The organism is Salmonella sp. SJTUF15591 (genome assembly GCF_043356435.1).
GTDB lineage: Bacteria > Pseudomonadota > Gammaproteobacteria > Enterobacterales > Enterobacteriaceae > Salmonella > Salmonella enterica.
Genome location: NZ_JBEUJO010000002.1, coordinates 468803 through 484419, shown reverse-complemented (window position 1 = coordinate 484419; position 15617 = coordinate 468803). Strand labels below are relative to the sequence as shown.

The window sequence follows — 15617 nt, the reverse complement described above, 5'->3', positions numbered from 1 at the left end:
CTCCTTCTAATTCCAGGATGACCAGTTAAGCAAAAATTTCGCTCAGATGCTTGCGATATTCTGCGGTATAGCGCGGAACATCCGGCATTTTAATCACGTCGTTGGCAATAAACGTTGGCAGCGCGTCCATGCCCAGGAACTGGTTGGCTTTATGGAATGGCAGATAGACGCCATCTACGCCTACGCCGTGGAAAAACTGATCTTTTTCGGTAAATGCTTCCATCGGCGCGTTCCACGTCAGTGACAGCATATATTTTTTCCCCTGCACCAGACCGCCGGAACCGTACTTTTTAGCGGCATCGGAACGCGTGCGGCCATCGCTGGCATAGAGCGTACCGTGACCTTCGGTAAAGACATCATCCATATATTTTTTTACTGTCCATGGCGCGCCCATCCACCAGCCTGGCATCTGCCAAATCACCACGTCAGCCCAGACGAAATTCTGCACCTCTTCTTTAATGTCATAGTCGCTGTCGGCGCGGACGATCTTAACCTGATGACCCAGATCGCGCAGCAGCCCATCGGCAACTTCGGTCAGGGTGTCATTCAACTGGCCGTTGGAGTGCGCGAATTTTTTCGCCCCGTTGATAATCAGGATGTTACTCATTTTATGTCCTCAAGAAATGCGTTTGCTGCTGATTCTACGCTGACGGGCGGTGCGGTGAAATTAGCAAAATGTGCAAAGTCTTTTGCGTTTTTGGCAAAAGTCTCTGTTACCAACTTACTACGGCCTCAAATCCACCTTCCGCGGCGTTGCCAAACGACACCGTCATGCCGTGCAGCGTAGCGATGCGGCGGACGATTGATAATCCCAGACCGCTGCCGGTCACACTTTGGCCAGGCGGGCGGTAAAAACGCTCGCCGATATGCGTTAGAATCTCTGGCGCTACGCCGGGGCCATTATCTCTGACGGTGAAGCTGCGGGCATGTAAGGTAACGTCGACGACGCTGCCCTGCGGACTGTAGCGAATCGCATTATCCAGCAGGTTACGCACTAACAGGCTTAAGAGTAGCGGCTGACCGGTACGTATGACGTCATGGGCGTTAAGCTGTAAACGCACGTCGATATTCGCCTGCTGCGCCGGATGATAAATATCCATTACTGCGGACTGCAGCAGCTCTTCCAGCGAAATCTCCGCTACATCCTGCAAATTATTGAGCGAGTCGAGGCGCGACAACGTCAGTAGCTGATCGACCAGCCGCGTGGCGCGATCGATCCCCGCATGGAGCTGGGTCAGCGCTTTATCACGCGATAGCGGATCGTCGCCCGAGAGCTGCGCCACCTCGGTTTGTACTTTCAGCGCGGCCAGTGGGCTGCGCAATTCATGGGCAGCGTCGGAGGTAAATCGCCGTTCGCGCACCATCATGGAGTGGATGCGGCTAAAAAGCTGATTAAGCGCTTCGACCAGTGGGCGAACCTCGCTCGGTACGCCTTTGGCGTCGAGCGGCGTTTCCGATTCCGGCGACCGGAAGCGTAGCGCCTGCGCCAGTTTTTTCAATGGTCTGAGCTCGCGGTGAAGCAGGAGTAATAAAATTAGCAGCATGAAGGGAAGGGCGATCAGCCACGGCGTTAATTGCGCCGCCACGATCGCCAGCGCCATATCTTCGCGGTAATCCCACTCCTGACCGACGACGATACGATACTTACCGTCCGCCGAGTTCAACCACAAAAAACGCCAGAGGTCGTTGTCATCCTTCAGATAGCCATTGTCGAAACCTTCCCGGCGATAGCGATACGGAATATCCTGGCCGTTGTCGCCATCATGCAGCAACATTTTGCCGTCAGCGGAAAAGATGGCGAACGCCAGCGCATCGTCATCGATATGCCCATGTTTTAATTTCTTTGGCGTATGCGCCATGCGCTGCGGGGCGTTGATCTCGTTAAGATCGAGGGTGCTAAGCCGTCTGGCGAACAACATCAACTGTGTGTCAAACAGCTCGTCGACATTATCCGTCGTCTTTCTCCAGGCCACAAAACTGGAGATTGCCCAGGTGATGGAGACCAGAATCAGGAAAATAAGCGTCAGCCTGACGCGCAGGCTGAGACGTTGCGTCAATTTCATGCGTCACCCAGGGTGTAGCCGATGCCGTGTACGGTGCGAATAAATTCGCTGCCGAGCTTGCGGCGTAAATGATGAACATGGACTTCCACTGCATTGCTGGACACGTCGTCATCCCAGTTATACAGCTTCTCTTCAATAAGCTTGCGCGGCAGCACGCGACCTTTGTTGCGCAGTAAGAGTTCCAGCAACGCGAACTCTTTTGGTTTTAAGGCCAGCGGTTCGCCGGCAAGCGTCGCGACGAGATTGCCTGGATTGAGCGTCACCTGGCCGTGGCGCAATTCGCTACTGGCCTGACCGCTGGCGCGGCGTACCAGCGCCTCCAGACGGGCGGCGACCTCAATGAGCGCGAAAGGTTTACATAAATAGTCATCGGCGCCCAGACGTAGCCCCTCGACGCGCTCTGCTAACGCGTCGCGCGCCGTCAGGATCAGTACCGGTTCCTGTTTACCCTTTTCGCGCCATTCGCGCAAAATATCCCGTCCGTCCATGCCTGGCAGCGTCAAATCTAAAATAACCGCATCATAAGGCGCGCTGTAAAGCGCCTCTTTGCCCGGGCGTCCCTCGGCAAACCAGTCGACGCTGAAACCCATTTTACTCAGACCCGCTTTTATGCCATCGCCAATAAGTGTGTCATCTTCTACCAGTAAAATTCGCATCTGTTCTTCCTTGCGGTAACTCGCGTTGCCGTCAGTTAACCTTGTCGCCGCAGGCGATGTACAGAAAAAAAGATTCTTTTTTTGCCTTAAGAAGTTGTTAAGGATTACCTTATTAAATGGATCTGAAACGACATGAAAGGGAAAAGTAATCATGAAAAAATTAGCTGCAATCGTTGCCGTTATGGCACTGTGTTCTACCCCGGTTCTGGCGGCTCAGCAGGGCGGTTTCTCCGGCCCGTCGGCGACGCAAACGCAAGGCGGCGGATTTGTCGGCCCGAACGGCAGCAGCACGACGGTAGAGAGCGCTAAATCGCTGCGTGACGATGCGTGGGTAACGCTGCGCGGGAATATCGTCGAGCGCATTTCCGACGACCTGTATGTGTTTAAAGATGCGACCGGTACTATCAATGTGGATATTGACCACAAGCGCTGGAACGGCCTGACCGTAACCCCGCAGGATACCGTTGAAATTCAGGGTGAAGTGGATAAAGACTGGAACTCTGTCGAAATCGACGTAAAACAGATTCGTAAAGTGAATCCGTAATCCCACATTGCGCAAGATCGGTCAGGATTCACAGCCGCCCGGTGGGCAGAATAGGCCACAAGGAGGCAGTGATGAATGACCTGATCAGCGCGGCTTATTCCGAACGTCTGCGGCGCGTTTGCGACCACATTGAGCGTCATCTGGATGAGCCTCTGTCGATTGAGGCGTTAAGCCGGATGGCGCACAGCTCGCCGTTTCATTTTCACCGGCAGTTTACCACCTGGAGCGGGCTTCCGCTCTATCGCTATATCCAGTGGTTGCGTTTGCGCCGCGCGTCATGGCGGCTGGCGTTTAACCCGCAGGATAAAGTTATCGATATCGCGCTGGATGCCGGGTTTCAGAATCCGGAGTCGTTCACACGTGCTTTCAAAACCGCGTTTGGTCAAAGCCCGCGCCGGTTTCGGCAATCGCCGGACTGGCTGGCCTGGCACCAGCGCGTTCCTAAACTTGCGTTACAGGAGCAGCATGTCATGGACGTAAAAATCGTTGAATTTCCACCTACCCGCGTCGCGATGCTGACGCATCTGGGGCATCCGGATAAGGTCAACGCCAGCGCGGCGAAATTTATTGCATGGCGGCGCGAAACGGGGCAGTCGCCGATTGCCAGCAGTCAAACTTTTGGTATTGCCTGGCACGACCCGCAGACGACGCCGCCGGATCAATTCCGCTTTGATATCTGCGGCAGCGTCCACCAGCCGATAGCCGAAAATGACGTTGGCGTGGTGAATAGCGAGATTCCTGGCGGGCGCTGCGCGGTGGTACGCCATCAGGGATCGCTCGACAGCCTCCCGGAGAGCGTGTGGTATTTATTCCGCGAATGGCTACCGGCCAGCGGCGAGACGCTGCGCGATTTTCCGGTCTTCTTCCAGTACCTGAATTTCGTCCATGAGGTGGCGGAACATGAGCTGCTGACGGATATCTATCTGCCGCTTCGTTAACTTCCTCGTCACCTGGCTCACGGTTTGTGACTCAGACCGTGAGATAGGGTATTATCTGCGGCAATATTGCCGTCCGAACGGTCAGCATGCAGATTGAGGATCCCCTGTTAATGAGCGATATGGCAGAGCGCCTTGCGCTACATGAATTTACGGAAAACGCCTACTTAAACTACTCCATGTACGTGATCATGGATCGTGCGTTGCCGTTTATTGGCGACGGCCTGAAGCCGGTACAGCGCCGCATCGTCTATGCGATGTCAGAGCTGGGGCTGAACGCCAGCGCTAAATTTAAAAAATCCGCCCGTACCGTCGGTGACGTACTGGGTAAGTATCATCCGCACGGCGACAGCGCCTGCTATGAAGCCATGGTGCTGATGGCGCAGCCGTTCTCTTACCGTTACCCGCTGGTCGATGGCCAGGGAAACTGGGGCGCGCCGGATGATCCGAAGTCATTCGCGGCAATGCGTTATACCGAATCTCGCCTGTCCAAATATGCCGAGCTGCTGTTAAGCGAACTCGGCCAGGGGACGGCGGACTGGGTGCCAAACTTCGACGGCACGATGCAGGAACCGAAAATGTTACCGGCGCGTCTGCCGAACATCCTGCTGAACGGCACCACCGGTATAGCGGTGGGGATGGCAACAGATATCCCGCCGCACAACCTGCGCGAAGTGGCGAAAGCGGCGATTACGCTGATTGAGCAGCCGAAAACGACGCTGGATCAGTTGCTGGATATCGTCCAGGGGCCGGATTACCCGACCGAAGCGGAGATCATTACCCCTCGTGCGGAAATTCGTAAAATTTACGAAAACGGGCGTGGCTCCGTGCGTATGCGCGCGGTATGGACCAAAGAAGACGGCGCCGTGGTAATTTCCGCGCTGCCGCATCAGGTATCTGGCGCAAAAGTGCTGGAGCAGATTGCTGCGCAGATGCGCAATAAAAAACTGCCGATGGTGGACGACCTGCGCGATGAATCGGATCACGAAAACCCGACGCGTTTAGTGATTGTGCCACGCTCCAACCGTGTGGATATGGAACAGGTGATGAACCATCTGTTCGCCACCACCGATCTGGAAAAAAGCTACCGTATTAACCTGAACATGATCGGTCTGGATGGTCGTCCGGCGGTGAAAAACCTGCTGGAGATCCTCACCGAGTGGCTGGCGTTCCGCCGCGACACGGTACGCCGTCGTCTGAACTACCGTCTGGAGAAAGTGCTTAAGCGCCTGCATATCCTCGAAGGTTTGCTGGTGGCGTTTCTCAACATCGACGAAGTGATTGAGATTATCCGTAACGAGGATGAGCCGAAACCCGCGCTGATGTCGCGTTTCGGCATCAGCGAAACCCAGGCGGAAGCGATTCTCGAACTGAAACTGCGCCATCTCGCCAAACTGGAAGAGATGAAAATTCGCGGCGAGCAGGACGAGCTGGAAAAAGAGCGGGACCAGTTGCAGGGCATTCTCGCGTCCGAACGCAAAATGAATACCTTGCTGAAAAAAGAGCTACAGGCAGATTCCGACGCCTATGGCGACGATCGCCGTTCTCCGCTGCGTGAGCGCGAAGAAGCTAAAGCGATGAGCGAACACGACATGCTGCCGTCCGAACCGGTGACTATCGTGCTGTCGCAGATGGGCTGGGTGCGCAGCGCCAAAGGTCATGATATTGATGCGCCGGGGCTTAACTATAAAGCGGGCGACAGCTTTAAAGCCGCGGTGAAAGGTAAGAGCAATCAACCGGTGGTGTTTATTGATACCACCGGGCGCAGCTATGCTATTGATCCCATTACGCTTCCCTCGGCGCGTGGGCAGGGCGAGCCGCTGACCGGCAAACTCACACTGCCGCCGGGGGCGACCGTAGAGCATATGCTGATGGAAGGCGATGACCAGAAACTGCTGATGGCGTCGGATGCGGGCTACGGCTTCGTTTGTACGTTTAACGATCTGGTTGCCCGTAACCGTGCCGGTAAGGCGTTGATTACACTGCCGGAAAATGCGCACGTCATGCCGCCGCTGGTGATTGAAGACGAGCACGATATGCTGCTGGCGATTACCCAGGCCGGACGGATGTTGATGTTCCCGGTAGACTCTCTGCCGCAGCTGTCGAAAGGCAAAGGGAATAAGATTATTAATATCCCCTCTGCGGAAGCGGCGAAAGGCGATGATGGACTGGCGCACCTGTACGTGCTGCCGCCACAAAGCACTCTGACTATCCATGTCGGGAAGCGCAAAATCAAACTGCGCCCTGAAGAGTTACAGAAGGTGGTCGGCGAACGCGGACGCCGTGGCACATTAATGCGCGGCCTGCAGCGTATCGATCGCATTGAGATTGATTCACCGCATCGCGTAAGTCATGGCGACAGCGAAGAGTAAGACAGGGGCACCCGTAGGCCGGACAAGGCATCTAAGCCGCCATCCGGCGCTCTGCCGTTGCCGGATGACGACGCAGTAGCGTCTTATCCGGCCTACGGTTTCAGATCGGATTAACATTAAAATTTCCCGTAAAACCGTTGTTTATTCGTGCATTGCGATTAACAATACGTTTTTCCAGAGAGCCACACTTACCAAAATCCTAACCTGAATTTCAGGTGACGTAGAATGCCGGGCTCTTAGGCCTTCAGAGGTTGTTATGCTATATATTTTTCGTCTTATTGTTACCGTTATTTACTCCATTCTGGTCTGTGTTTTCGGTTCTATTTACTGCCTTTTCAGCCCACGTAACCCAAAACACGTGGCGACGTTTGGGCATATGTTCGGCCGTCTGGCCCCGCTGTTTGGCCTGAAAGTGGAGTGCCGCAAACCCGCCGACGCGGAAAGCTATGGCAATGCTATCTATATCGCTAACCACCAGAATAATTATGATATGGTCACGGCGTCGAATATTGTGCAGCCGCCAACGGTGACGGTGGGGAAAAAAAGCCTGCTTTGGATCCCGTTTTTTGGGCAACTGTACTGGCTGACCGGTAATCTGTTGATTGACCGTAATAACCGCGCCAAAGCGCATAGCACCATTGCGGCAGTGGTTAACCATTTTAAAAAGCGCCGTATTTCTATCTGGATGTTCCCTGAAGGTACGCGTAGCCGGGGACGCGGTCTGCTGCCGTTTAAAACCGGCGCGTTTCATGCGGCTATCGCGGCTGGTGTGCCGATCATTCCTGTCTGCGTTTCCAACACCTCTAACAAAGTCAATCTAAACCGCCTGAACAACGGACTGGTTATTGTGGAAATGCTGCCGCCAGTCGACGTCAGCGAATATGGTAAAGATCAGGTTCGCGAGCTGGCGGCCCACTGTCGTGCGTTAATGGAGCAAAAAATCGCGGAACTTGATAAAGAGGTTGCGGAACGTGAAGCGACCGGTAAGGTTTAAGCAGCCTTACTCTGTTATTGTAGAAATCATTTTTTCAGGCACAACTCTTTAGCCTGTTTTACATGGAGCTTATATGTCATTCAGTCGGCGTCAGTTTCTTCAGGCATCGGGAATCGCACTATGTGCAGGCGCGATTCCCCTCAGGGCGAATGCTGCCGGTCAGCAACAGCCGTTGCCTGTTCCGCCGTTGCTGGAGTCCCGTCGCGGGCAGCCGTTGTTTATGACGCTACAGCGAGCGCACTGGTCCTTTACGCAAGGCACGCGCGCGCCGGTCTGGGGAGTGAACGGTCGTTATCTGGGGCCGACAATCCGCGTCTGGAAAGGCGATGACGTTAAACTCATCTATAGCAACCGCCTGGCGGAAAATGTCTCCATGACGGTTGCTGGTTTACTGGTGCCGGGGCCGCTGATGGGTGGCCCGGCGCGTATGATGTCGCCGAACGCGGACTGGGCGCCGGTGCTGCCGATTCGTCAGAGCGCCGCGACGCTGTGGTATCACGCTAACACGCCTAACCGCACTGCGCAGCAGGTGTATAACGGCCTGGCAGGAATGTGGCTGGTCGAAGACGACATCAGTAAAACGCTGCCCATTCCGAACCATTACGGCGTGGATGATTTTCCCGTCATTATCCAGGATAAACGGCTGGATAACTTTGGGACGCCGGAGTACAGCGAACCGGGAAGCGGTGGTTTTGTCGGCGATACGCTGCTGGTGAACGGCGCGCAAAGCCCCTATGTCGAAGTGTCCCGCGGCTGGGTGCGGTTACGGTTGTTGAACGCCTCGAACTCGCGGCGCTATCAGCTTCAGATGAGCGATGGCCGGGCGCTGCATGTGATTTCAGGCGATCAGGGCTTTTTACCTGCGCCGGTTTCCGTCAAACAGTTGTCACTGGCGCCCGGCGAGCGACGTGAAATCCTGGTTGATATGACCAACGGCGACGAAGTCTCGATCACCTGCGGGGAGGCGGCCAGCATAGTCGATCGGATTCGCGGTTTCTTTGAGCCTTCCAGTATTCTGGTTTCTACCCTGGTGCTGACGTTACGGCCAACCGGATTGCTGCCGCTGGTGACCGATAATCTGCCGATGCGTCTGTTGCCGACGGAGATCATGAGCGGCGCGCCTGTCCGCAGTCGGGACATCAGTCTTGGCGACGATCCGGGGATTAACGGCCAACTGTGGGATGTGAATCGCATTGATATTACCGCCCAACAAGGCACCTGGGAGCGCTGGACGGTACGCGCCGATATGCCGCAGTCGTTCCATATTGAGGGCGTCTCTTTCCTGATTCGTAACGTCAACGGCGCTATGCCGTTCCCGGAAGATAGAGGCTGGAAAGATACCGTCTGGGTGGATGGGCAAGTCGAACTGCTGGTCTACTACGGTCAGCCGTCCTGGCCGCACTTCCCGTTCTATTTCAACAGCCAGACGCTGGAAATGGCTGACCGCGGCTCGATTGGGCAAATGCTGGTGAATCCGGCGTCGTAAAGCGTCCGAGTACGGGTCTGAATAGCGCAGACCCGTCAGGGTTTTCAGGAAGGAGCAAACAACGTGGGAAGCAGCAGACTCAACTGCGGGAAGTAGCAAATCATCGCCATGACCACAAAGAGTGCCAGAAACATCGGTAATAGCGGTTTGACGACTTTATCAATACTGATTTTGCCGATACTGCAACCGACGAACAAAATAGTGCCTACCGGGGGCGTACACAGTCCGATGGTTAAATTGAAAACCATAATAATGCCAAAATGGACAGGGTCGATTCCCAGATGTTGAGCAATGGGAAGGAAAATAGGCGTAAAGATTAGAATAGCCGGGGTAATATCCATAAACGTCCCGACGAATAACAAAATGAGATTGATAATCAGCAAGATGACCCATTTATTTTCGGACACGCTGGTAATCATTTCATTAATCAGTTCAGGAACATCGGCATTGGTCATCGCCCATGACATTCCCATTGAGCAGCCGACCAGTAAGAGAACAATAGAGCTGGTTACTACCGAATCCAGCAGAATATCGCGCAACTTACTCACATTAATTTCTCGATAAATGGCCGCCAGCGCCAGGCTATAGATTACCGCGATCGCAGAGGCCTCTGTTGGCGTAAATACGCCGCCGATAATGCCGCCGATAATAATAAATATCAGCAACAGGCTGGGCAACGAATCGCGGAATACCGACAGAAACTGCCGCAGGTTGATGCGTTCGGCAACCGGGTAATGGTGGCGATGGGCATACAGCGCCGCTACCGTCATTAAAGCCAGCGCGGTTAAGATGCCGGGCAGGTAGCCCGCCAAAAACAGGGCGGCGACAGAGGTGCCGCCGCTAGCCAGCGAATAGACAATTAGCACATTGCTGGGCGGGATCATCAGGCCAATCGGCGCCGAAGCGACGTTGATCGCCGTAGAGAACGCCGGAGAGTAGCCCTCTTTTTCCTGTAATGGCGACATGATGCCGCCCACCGCGGCCGCAGAAGCGACAGCCGAGCCGGATATCGCGCCAAACAGGGTGTTCGCCAGAATATTGCAGTGCGCCAGCGAACCGGGAAGGCGGCCAACTAACGCCTGAGCCAGATTCACCAGGCGCCGGGCGATTCCCCCGGTATTCATGATATTGCCGGCTAACACAAAAAAGGGGATCGCCAGCAGCGTAAAGCCATCGAGACCGACGGTCATTTTTTGTGAAATAACCGAGATTGCCGCATCCGGGGGAAGGGCTATCAGGATTGAGAATAAGGACGACAGCCCGATAGCGAATGTAATAGGAACGCCGACCGCCAGCATAATGGCAAAACTGCCAAATAAAACAATTATTGGGTAAATATATTCAAAGTCCATATATCCCTCGTTAGCGAAGATGGCGCTGATGATAATTATCAATAACGTTCACAATGGTGTAGTACACCAGGATGACGCCGCTAATCGGCATGACCCAATAGACTTTATCCATAGGCCATTTTAATACCGGGGACATTTGGCTGACGTGCGCCGCTTTTTCAACAATAATATCACCGCCGTACACCATAAAAATCAGCGCGAACACGGTAATAATCACCTGAATGATACTGTCAAGCACGAGGGCGGGCGTTCGGGAGAGTTTTTGCGCTAACAAATCGATAGCTAAATGTTTTTTTAATCCGGCGGTATAGACGCCGCCTAACAGAATCATCCACATAAAAAGAATCTGGGTGAATTCGTCGAGCGTGCTGCTTGGCGCGTTGAATATAAAGCGCGCCGCCACCTGCCAGGATACGCAGGCAACCATGATCGCCAGAATAATACAGCAGCACCCGGCCAGTATTTTGTTCAGTGCATTGGTGAGTATTCGCATATTACATCCTGTAAAGGGCAGGAGAACCCTGCCCGGCAGATTTACATATTCTCGATGTATTCCAGATCCTTCGCTGACTGAGCATCTTTCGCGCGGAACTCATCAAACAAGGGCTTAACACGCTGTTTGAACGCGGATTTATCAATATCAACAACGGTCGCGTTCATGGCCTTCATGCTCTCATAAGCCTCTTTTTCCGCGGCGGGCCAGATGACGTCTTTCATTTGCTGCATGGATTCATCTGCGGCTTTATATAACGCTTTCCGCTCTTTATCGCTCAATTTGTTAAGTACTTTGGTACTGATGACCAGGACATCCGGCACCATCGTGTGCTCGTCGCGGGAATAGAATTTCGCCACCTCCGCATGACGCATATCGGCATAAACCACGGGGTTGTTTTCGCCGCCATCGACCACGCCTTGCTGGAGCGCGGTATAGAGTTCGCCTTGCGCCATCGGCGTCGGCACACCGCCGAGCGCTTTCACCATCGCGATAGCGCTGGGGCTTTGCTGCACTCTGATTTTCATACCGGCTAAATCGTCGGGTTGAGTGATGGGCTTACTGGCGTAAAAACTGCGGGCGCCGCCGTCGTACCAGGTTAAGCCGACGAAGCCTTTGCTTTCGGAGGACGCGAGAATGCGTTTCCCTAAGTCGCTTTTCAGTACGTTGTAGTAGTGATCGCGGTCGCGGAATAAAAACGGCAGGCTAAACACGCTATATTCCGGCGCAAAAGACTCCAGCGATGCCGCATTGACTTTCACCATTTGCAGAGCGCCGGAGTTCATCAATTCCAGCGATTCACGTTCGTTGCCCAGCGTGGCGTTGGGGTAAATACGAATATTTAATTCGCCGTCCGAATAGGCTTTCGCTTTATCGGCCAGATAGCTCATCGCTTTGTGAACGGCGTGGCTTTTATCCTGATTGTGGCTCAGTTTCAGCGTGGTTTTGGCGAGCGCTGGAAATGCCAGCAGCAAACAGCCGGCCAGTAATACCGCTGATGTTGTGAATGAACGTGTGTTTTTCATATCTGCTTCCTTATAGGTTGGGATTCCTGTGGTTATCGTTGATTAATTAATAACCTGCTGATACGTAAGGTATTGCGTTGGGGAAAGGCGTGGTGATGGTGTTCTTTATCCCCTGAACTCTGTCAGCCAATTTAATTTAATCAATAGACCAAAGAAAGAGATATGGTTCACAGAAGAAAGTCATGGTAAAAACAGTGCCGTGAGCAATTCAGCGAAGTTTTTTTATATCTCACTGATAATTTGATGTTTTTTTACTTTTTGTTGTTATGGCGATACTGCGGTTTTAGACGTGGGTATAATTAATTGCATACCAATTTGAAGATATTCATAAGACCAATTTCAAACACCTCAGGCCAGGCCGTTGAAAGTTGTTTCTATTTCGCGCCAGCCCTGCATATAAGGCGATAATCTCCTTCATTTTCGCTATAGATACGGCTTATAATCCCCGACCTTTGATTATTTTTTTGCCAATCGTTTTGGAAGCAATATGAGCGCTATCTCCCTGATCCAACCGGATCGCGACCTTTTCTCCTGGCCGCAGTACTGGGCCGCCTGCTTTGGGCCGGCGCCGTTTTTGCCGATGTCACGTGACGAGATGGATCAACTTGGCTGGGATAGCTGCGACATTATTCTGGTAACCGGCGACGCCTACGTCGACCATCCGAGCTTCGGCATGGCGATTTGCGGTCGTATGCTGGAAGCGCAGGGCTTTCGCGTGGGGATCATCGCCCAGCCGGACTGGAACAGCAAAGACGACTTTATGCGTCTGGGAAAACCGAACCTGTTCTTCGGCGTCACCGCCGGCAACATGGACTCGATGATCAACCGTTACACCGCTGACCGTAAGCTGCGCCACGATGACGCCTACACCCCAGATAACGTCGCGGGCAAACGCCCGGACCGCGCCACGCTGGTCTATACCCAGCGTTGCAAAGAAGCGTGGAAAGATGTCCCGGTGATCCTCGGCGGCATTGAGGCCAGTCTGCGCCGTACCGCGCATTACGACTACTGGTCTGATACTGTACGTCGTTCAGTGTTAGTCGATTCCAAAGCCGACATGCTGATGTTTGGCAACGGCGAGCGTCCGCTGGTGGAAGTGGCGCACCGTCTGGCAATGGGCGAAACCATCGATCAGATTCGCGACGTGCGTAACACTGCGATTATGGTTAAAGAAGCGCTGCCTGGCTGGAGCGGCGTCGACTCCACTCGTCTGGACACGCCGGGTAAAATCGATCCAATTCCCCATCCCTATGGTGAGGATCTGCCGTGCGCGGATAACAAGCCGGTCGCGCCGAAAAAGCAGGAAGCTAAAGCGATTACCGTGCAGCCGCCGCGTCCGAAGCCGTGGGAAAAAACCTATATCCTGCTGCCATCCTTTGAAAAGGTGAAAGGCGACAAGGTGCTGTACGCCCATGCGTCACGTATTCTGCATCACGAAACTAACCCTGGCTGCGCGCGGGCGCTGATGCAAAAACACGGCGACCGCTATGTCTGGATCAACCCGCCCGCCATACCGCTCTCCACTGAAGAGATGGATAGCGTGTTTGCGCTGCCGTATCAGCGCGTGCCGCACCCGGCTTACGGCAATGCCCGTATTCCGGCCTATGAGATGATCCGCTTTTCGATCAATATCATGCGTGGCTGCTTTGGCGGCTGCTCTTTCTGCTCGATCACTGAACATGAAGGGCGCATCATTCAGAGCCGCTCGGAAGACTCTATCATCAACGAGATCGAAGCGATCCGCGACACGGTGCCGGGGTTTACCGGCGTGATCTCCGATCTGGGCGGTCCTACCGCGAACATGTATATGCTGCGCTGTAAGTCGCCGCGTGCGGAGCAGACCTGTCGTCGCCTGTCATGCGTCTATCCGGATATCTGTCCGCATATGGATACTGACCATACGCCGACGATCAATCTTTATCGCCGCGCCCGTGAGCTGAAAGGCATTAAGAAAATCTTAATTGCCTCCGGCGTGCGCTACGACATTGCTGTAGAAGATCCTCGCTACATTAAAGAGCTGGCAAGCCATCATGTGGGCGGCTATCTGAAGATTGCGCCGGAGCATACTGAAGAAGGTCCGCTGTCGAAAATGATGAAGCCGGGTATGGGCAGCTACGATCGCTTTAAAGAGTTATTTGACCTTTACTCTAAACAGGCCGGAAAAGAGCAGTATCTGATCCCATATTTTATCTCCGCGCATCCGGGCACGCGGGACGAGGATATGGTGAATCTGGCGCTGTGGCTCAAGCGCCACCGCTTCCGTTTGGATCAGGTGCAGAACTTCTACCCGTCGCCGTTGGCGAATTCGACCACCATGTATTACACCGGCAAAAACCCGCTGGGTAAAATTGGTTATAAGAGTGAAGATGTGGTGGTGCCGAAGGGAGACAGGCAACGTCGCCTGCATAAGGCGCTGCTGCGTTATCACGATCCGGCGAACTGGCCGCTGATTCGCCAGGCGCTGGAAGCGATGGGGAAAAAGCATTTGATTGGCGGTCGCCGTGAGTGTCTGGTGCCTGCGCCGACCATTGAAGAGATGCGCGAAGCGCGTCGCCAGAACCGCAACACGCGCCCGGCGTTGACCAAGCATACGCCGGTGGAACATCAGCGGCAGGGGCTTGCTGCGAATAAGAAGCGCGGGAAAGGCGCAGGGCGTTAATTACCTTTGAATCTGTTGCTTCTGGAAGCTAATGTTTTTGGAAGTAACAGACATCTAAATATATTGTGTCGGTCTTTAGTAATTGCTAAATTACGGGAGCTTTATATTTTATTTAAATATTATTGATTGTATAAATTAATTATATATTACCTTAATGATTAAGGCATGATGCTTGTATACAGCCCCAGAGGAGGGGATATCATGGGTATGATTATTATTCCCTGTTTTATCGTAATTGCTATAATAGCTGTTGTTATATTCATAATGGCTATTAAAGCATGTAGTATGGAAAAACGTGAAGACAGGCAAATGACTCTTGCAGGGATAATTTTAATGGGTGTTATTGCCACTATTCCTGGATGGTTTTTGTACGAAATATTTAGCCACGCGCCGTAATATTTAACCTACCAGGGTTGATATATTAAAATAGATAAGAAGTATATAATCTAAGGAATAATGCCTGACGGCGCTGCGCTTATCAGGCTTATGAATAGCACAGTTTTGTAGGCCGGATAAGGTGCTTACACCGCCATCCGGCAGAAGTGCTCCGTATTTATGCCTCACGAATTCTGGCCGCCAGCGCGGCCAGTTTTTCATCATCAGCCCGTTCATGATCGTGTGACGACAGATATCCTTCATACTGTTCGAAAAATTTATTCTGCCGCGATTCAATCGGTTTCCAGTGGGTTAAATCGCCAGTACCGTGCATGGGGCTTAATTTACTGTGCACATGGTCTACGCCGAAACCTTCGAAGAACATTCCCGTACGACTGACATCCGGGAAAGCCTTATCCAGTTTCTTAGCCACTTTTTGGGTCGCCAGCATCAGGTCCGCTAACGCCTGCGGCGGTAGATCGAACGCGTAGCTGGGGTAATGTTTTTTCGGGATCACTACGGTAAACCCATCGGTATTCGGAAAAATCGACAAAAAAGCCAGGTGATGCTCATCTTCCCAAACTTTATGACAAGGTGCTTTACCTTCAACTATTTGACAGAAAATGCAGGTCATTCCATTTCTCCGTTAACCGAGGGGCTTAT

14 protein-coding genes are annotated in these 15617 nt (G+C 53.2%); 7 read left to right on the top strand and 7 right to left on the bottom strand.

Annotated elements, in window-relative coordinates:
• Positions 1–25: 25 nt before the first annotated feature.
• The 3 genes from ABVM99_RS06545 to qseB all read right to left on the bottom strand — a co-directional run bounded on the left by ABVM99_RS06545 (position 26) and on the right by qseB (position 2719).
• Positions 26–607, bottom strand: coding sequence for an NAD(P)H-dependent oxidoreductase (locus ABVM99_RS06545; protein WP_000065416.1), 582 nt, complete (start codon positions 605–607; stop codon positions 26–28).
• Positions 608–713: 106 nt separating this feature from the next.
• Entirely contained in the window at positions 714–2063 is a 1350-nt protein-coding gene (qseC, locus tag ABVM99_RS06540) for a quorum sensing histidine kinase QseC (protein WP_000779328.1), read from the bottom strand.
• Positions 2060–2719, bottom strand: a complete 660-nt coding sequence (gene qseB / locus ABVM99_RS06535) for a quorum sensing response regulator transcription factor QseB (protein ID WP_023181555.1) — start codon at positions 2717–2719, stop codon at positions 2060–2062. The genes qseC and qseB overlap by 4 nt, the downstream gene beginning before the upstream one ends.
• 151 nt (positions 2720–2870) lie before the next feature.
• Between qseB and ABVM99_RS06530 the strand changes: the two genes are divergently transcribed.
• The 5 genes from ABVM99_RS06530 to ftsP all read left to right on the top strand — a co-directional run bounded on the left by ABVM99_RS06530 (position 2871) and on the right by ftsP (position 9050).
• Entirely contained in the window at positions 2871–3263 is a 393-nt protein-coding gene (locus ABVM99_RS06530; RefSeq protein WP_000731552.1) for a YgiW/YdeI family stress tolerance OB fold protein, read from the top strand.
• A gap of 71 nt (positions 3264–3334) precedes the next feature.
• Complete coding sequence (locus tag ABVM99_RS06525) at positions 3335–4201, top strand: GyrI-like domain-containing protein (protein WP_000998790.1); 867 nt, start codon at positions 3335–3337, stop codon at positions 4199–4201.
• A 110-nt stretch (positions 4202–4311) separates the two neighbouring features.
• On the top strand, positions 4312–6570 hold the full coding sequence (gene parC, locus ABVM99_RS06520; protein ID WP_001281853.1) for a DNA topoisomerase IV subunit A: 2259 nt from the start codon (positions 4312–4314) through the stop codon (positions 6568–6570).
• Positions 6571–6826: 256 nt separating this feature from the next.
• Positions 6827–7564: a 1-acylglycerol-3-phosphate O-acyltransferase gene (plsC, locus tag ABVM99_RS06515; protein ID WP_000965733.1), complete on the top strand. Its 738-nt coding sequence runs from the start codon at positions 6827–6829 to the stop codon at positions 7562–7564.
• Positions 7565–7637: 73 nt separating this feature from the next.
• Positions 7638–9050 (top strand): cell division protein FtsP, encoded by a 1413-nt coding sequence (ftsP, locus tag ABVM99_RS06510; protein ID WP_000010658.1) that lies wholly within the window; start codon positions 7638–7640, stop codon positions 9048–9050.
• A 44-nt stretch (positions 9051–9094) separates the two neighbouring features.
• Here the strand turns inward: ftsP and ABVM99_RS06505 are convergent, their stop codons facing one another.
• The 3 genes from ABVM99_RS06505 to ABVM99_RS06495 are packed head-to-tail and all read right to left on the bottom strand — an operon-like array spanning position 9095 to position 11920.
• Positions 9095–10402: a TRAP transporter large permease gene (locus ABVM99_RS06505; RefSeq protein WP_000345259.1), complete on the bottom strand. Its 1308-nt coding sequence runs from the start codon at positions 10400–10402 to the stop codon at positions 9095–9097.
• Positions 10403–10412: 10 nt separating this feature from the next.
• On the bottom strand, positions 10413–10895 hold the full coding sequence (locus tag ABVM99_RS06500) for a TRAP transporter small permease (RefSeq protein WP_001221825.1): 483 nt from the start codon (positions 10893–10895) through the stop codon (positions 10413–10415).
• Positions 10896–10936: 41 nt separating this feature from the next.
• Positions 10937–11920: a TRAP transporter substrate-binding protein gene (locus ABVM99_RS06495; RefSeq protein WP_000799370.1), complete on the bottom strand. Its 984-nt coding sequence runs from the start codon at positions 11918–11920 to the stop codon at positions 10937–10939.
• Between the two features lie 487 nt (positions 11921–12407).
• Between ABVM99_RS06495 and ABVM99_RS06490 the strand changes: the two genes are divergently transcribed.
• Both ABVM99_RS06490 and ABVM99_RS06485 read left to right on the top strand, forming a co-directional pair.
• Positions 12408–14579 (top strand): YgiQ family radical SAM protein, encoded by a 2172-nt coding sequence (locus ABVM99_RS06490; RefSeq protein ID WP_001274458.1) that lies wholly within the window; start codon positions 12408–12410, stop codon positions 14577–14579.
• 201 nt (positions 14580–14780) lie between these two features.
• On the top strand, positions 14781–14975 hold the full coding sequence (locus ABVM99_RS06485) for a hypothetical protein (protein WP_023194509.1): 195 nt from the start codon (positions 14781–14783) through the stop codon (positions 14973–14975).
• A 157-nt stretch (positions 14976–15132) separates the two neighbouring features.
• Here the strand turns inward: ABVM99_RS06485 and ABVM99_RS06480 are convergent, their stop codons facing one another.
• On the bottom strand, positions 15133–15588 hold the full coding sequence (locus ABVM99_RS06480) for an HIT family protein (RefSeq protein WP_000128242.1): 456 nt from the start codon (positions 15586–15588) through the stop codon (positions 15133–15135).
• Positions 15589–15617 lie beyond the last annotated feature (29 nt).

Excerpts from the sequence above, each read along its gene's own strand:
- ABVM99_RS06545 (WP_000065416.1), bottom strand. The coding sequence starts at position 607 with ATGAGTAACATCCTGATTATCAACGGGGCGAAAAAATTCGCGCACTCC.
- plsC (WP_000965733.1), top strand. The coding sequence starts at position 6,827 with ATGCTATATATTTTTCGTCTTATTGTTACCGTTATTTACTCCATTCTG.
- ABVM99_RS06525 (WP_000998790.1), top strand. The coding sequence starts at position 3,335 with ATGAATGACCTGATCAGCGCGGCTTATTCCGAACGTCTGCGGCGCGTT.
- ABVM99_RS06480 (WP_000128242.1), bottom strand. The coding sequence starts at position 15,588 with ATGACCTGCATTTTCTGTCAAATAGTTGAAGGTAAAGCACCTTGTCAT.
- qseC (WP_000779328.1), bottom strand. The coding sequence starts at position 2,063 with ATGAAATTGACGCAACGTCTCAGCCTGCGCGTCAGGCTGACGCTTATT.
- ABVM99_RS06530 (WP_000731552.1), top strand. The coding sequence starts at position 2,871 with ATGAAAAAATTAGCTGCAATCGTTGCCGTTATGGCACTGTGTTCTACC.
- parC (WP_001281853.1), top strand. The coding sequence starts at position 4,312 with ATGAGCGATATGGCAGAGCGCCTTGCGCTACATGAATTTACGGAAAAC.
- ABVM99_RS06490 (WP_001274458.1), top strand. The coding sequence starts at position 12,408 with ATGAGCGCTATCTCCCTGATCCAACCGGATCGCGACCTTTTCTCCTGG.
- ABVM99_RS06485 (WP_023194509.1), top strand. The coding sequence starts at position 14,781 with ATGGGTATGATTATTATTCCCTGTTTTATCGTAATTGCTATAATAGCT.
- ABVM99_RS06495 (WP_000799370.1), bottom strand. The coding sequence starts at position 11,920 with ATGAAAAACACACGTTCATTCACAACATCAGCGGTATTACTGGCCGGC.
- ABVM99_RS06500 (WP_001221825.1), bottom strand. The coding sequence starts at position 10,895 with ATGCGAATACTCACCAATGCACTGAACAAAATACTGGCCGGGTGCTGC.
- qseB (WP_023181555.1), bottom strand. The coding sequence starts at position 2,719 with ATGCGAATTTTACTGGTAGAAGATGACACACTTATTGGCGATGGCATA.
- ftsP (WP_000010658.1), top strand. The coding sequence starts at position 7,638 with ATGTCATTCAGTCGGCGTCAGTTTCTTCAGGCATCGGGAATCGCACTA.
- ABVM99_RS06505 (WP_000345259.1), bottom strand. The coding sequence starts at position 10,402 with ATGGACTTTGAATATATTTACCCAATAATTGTTTTATTTGGCAGTTTT.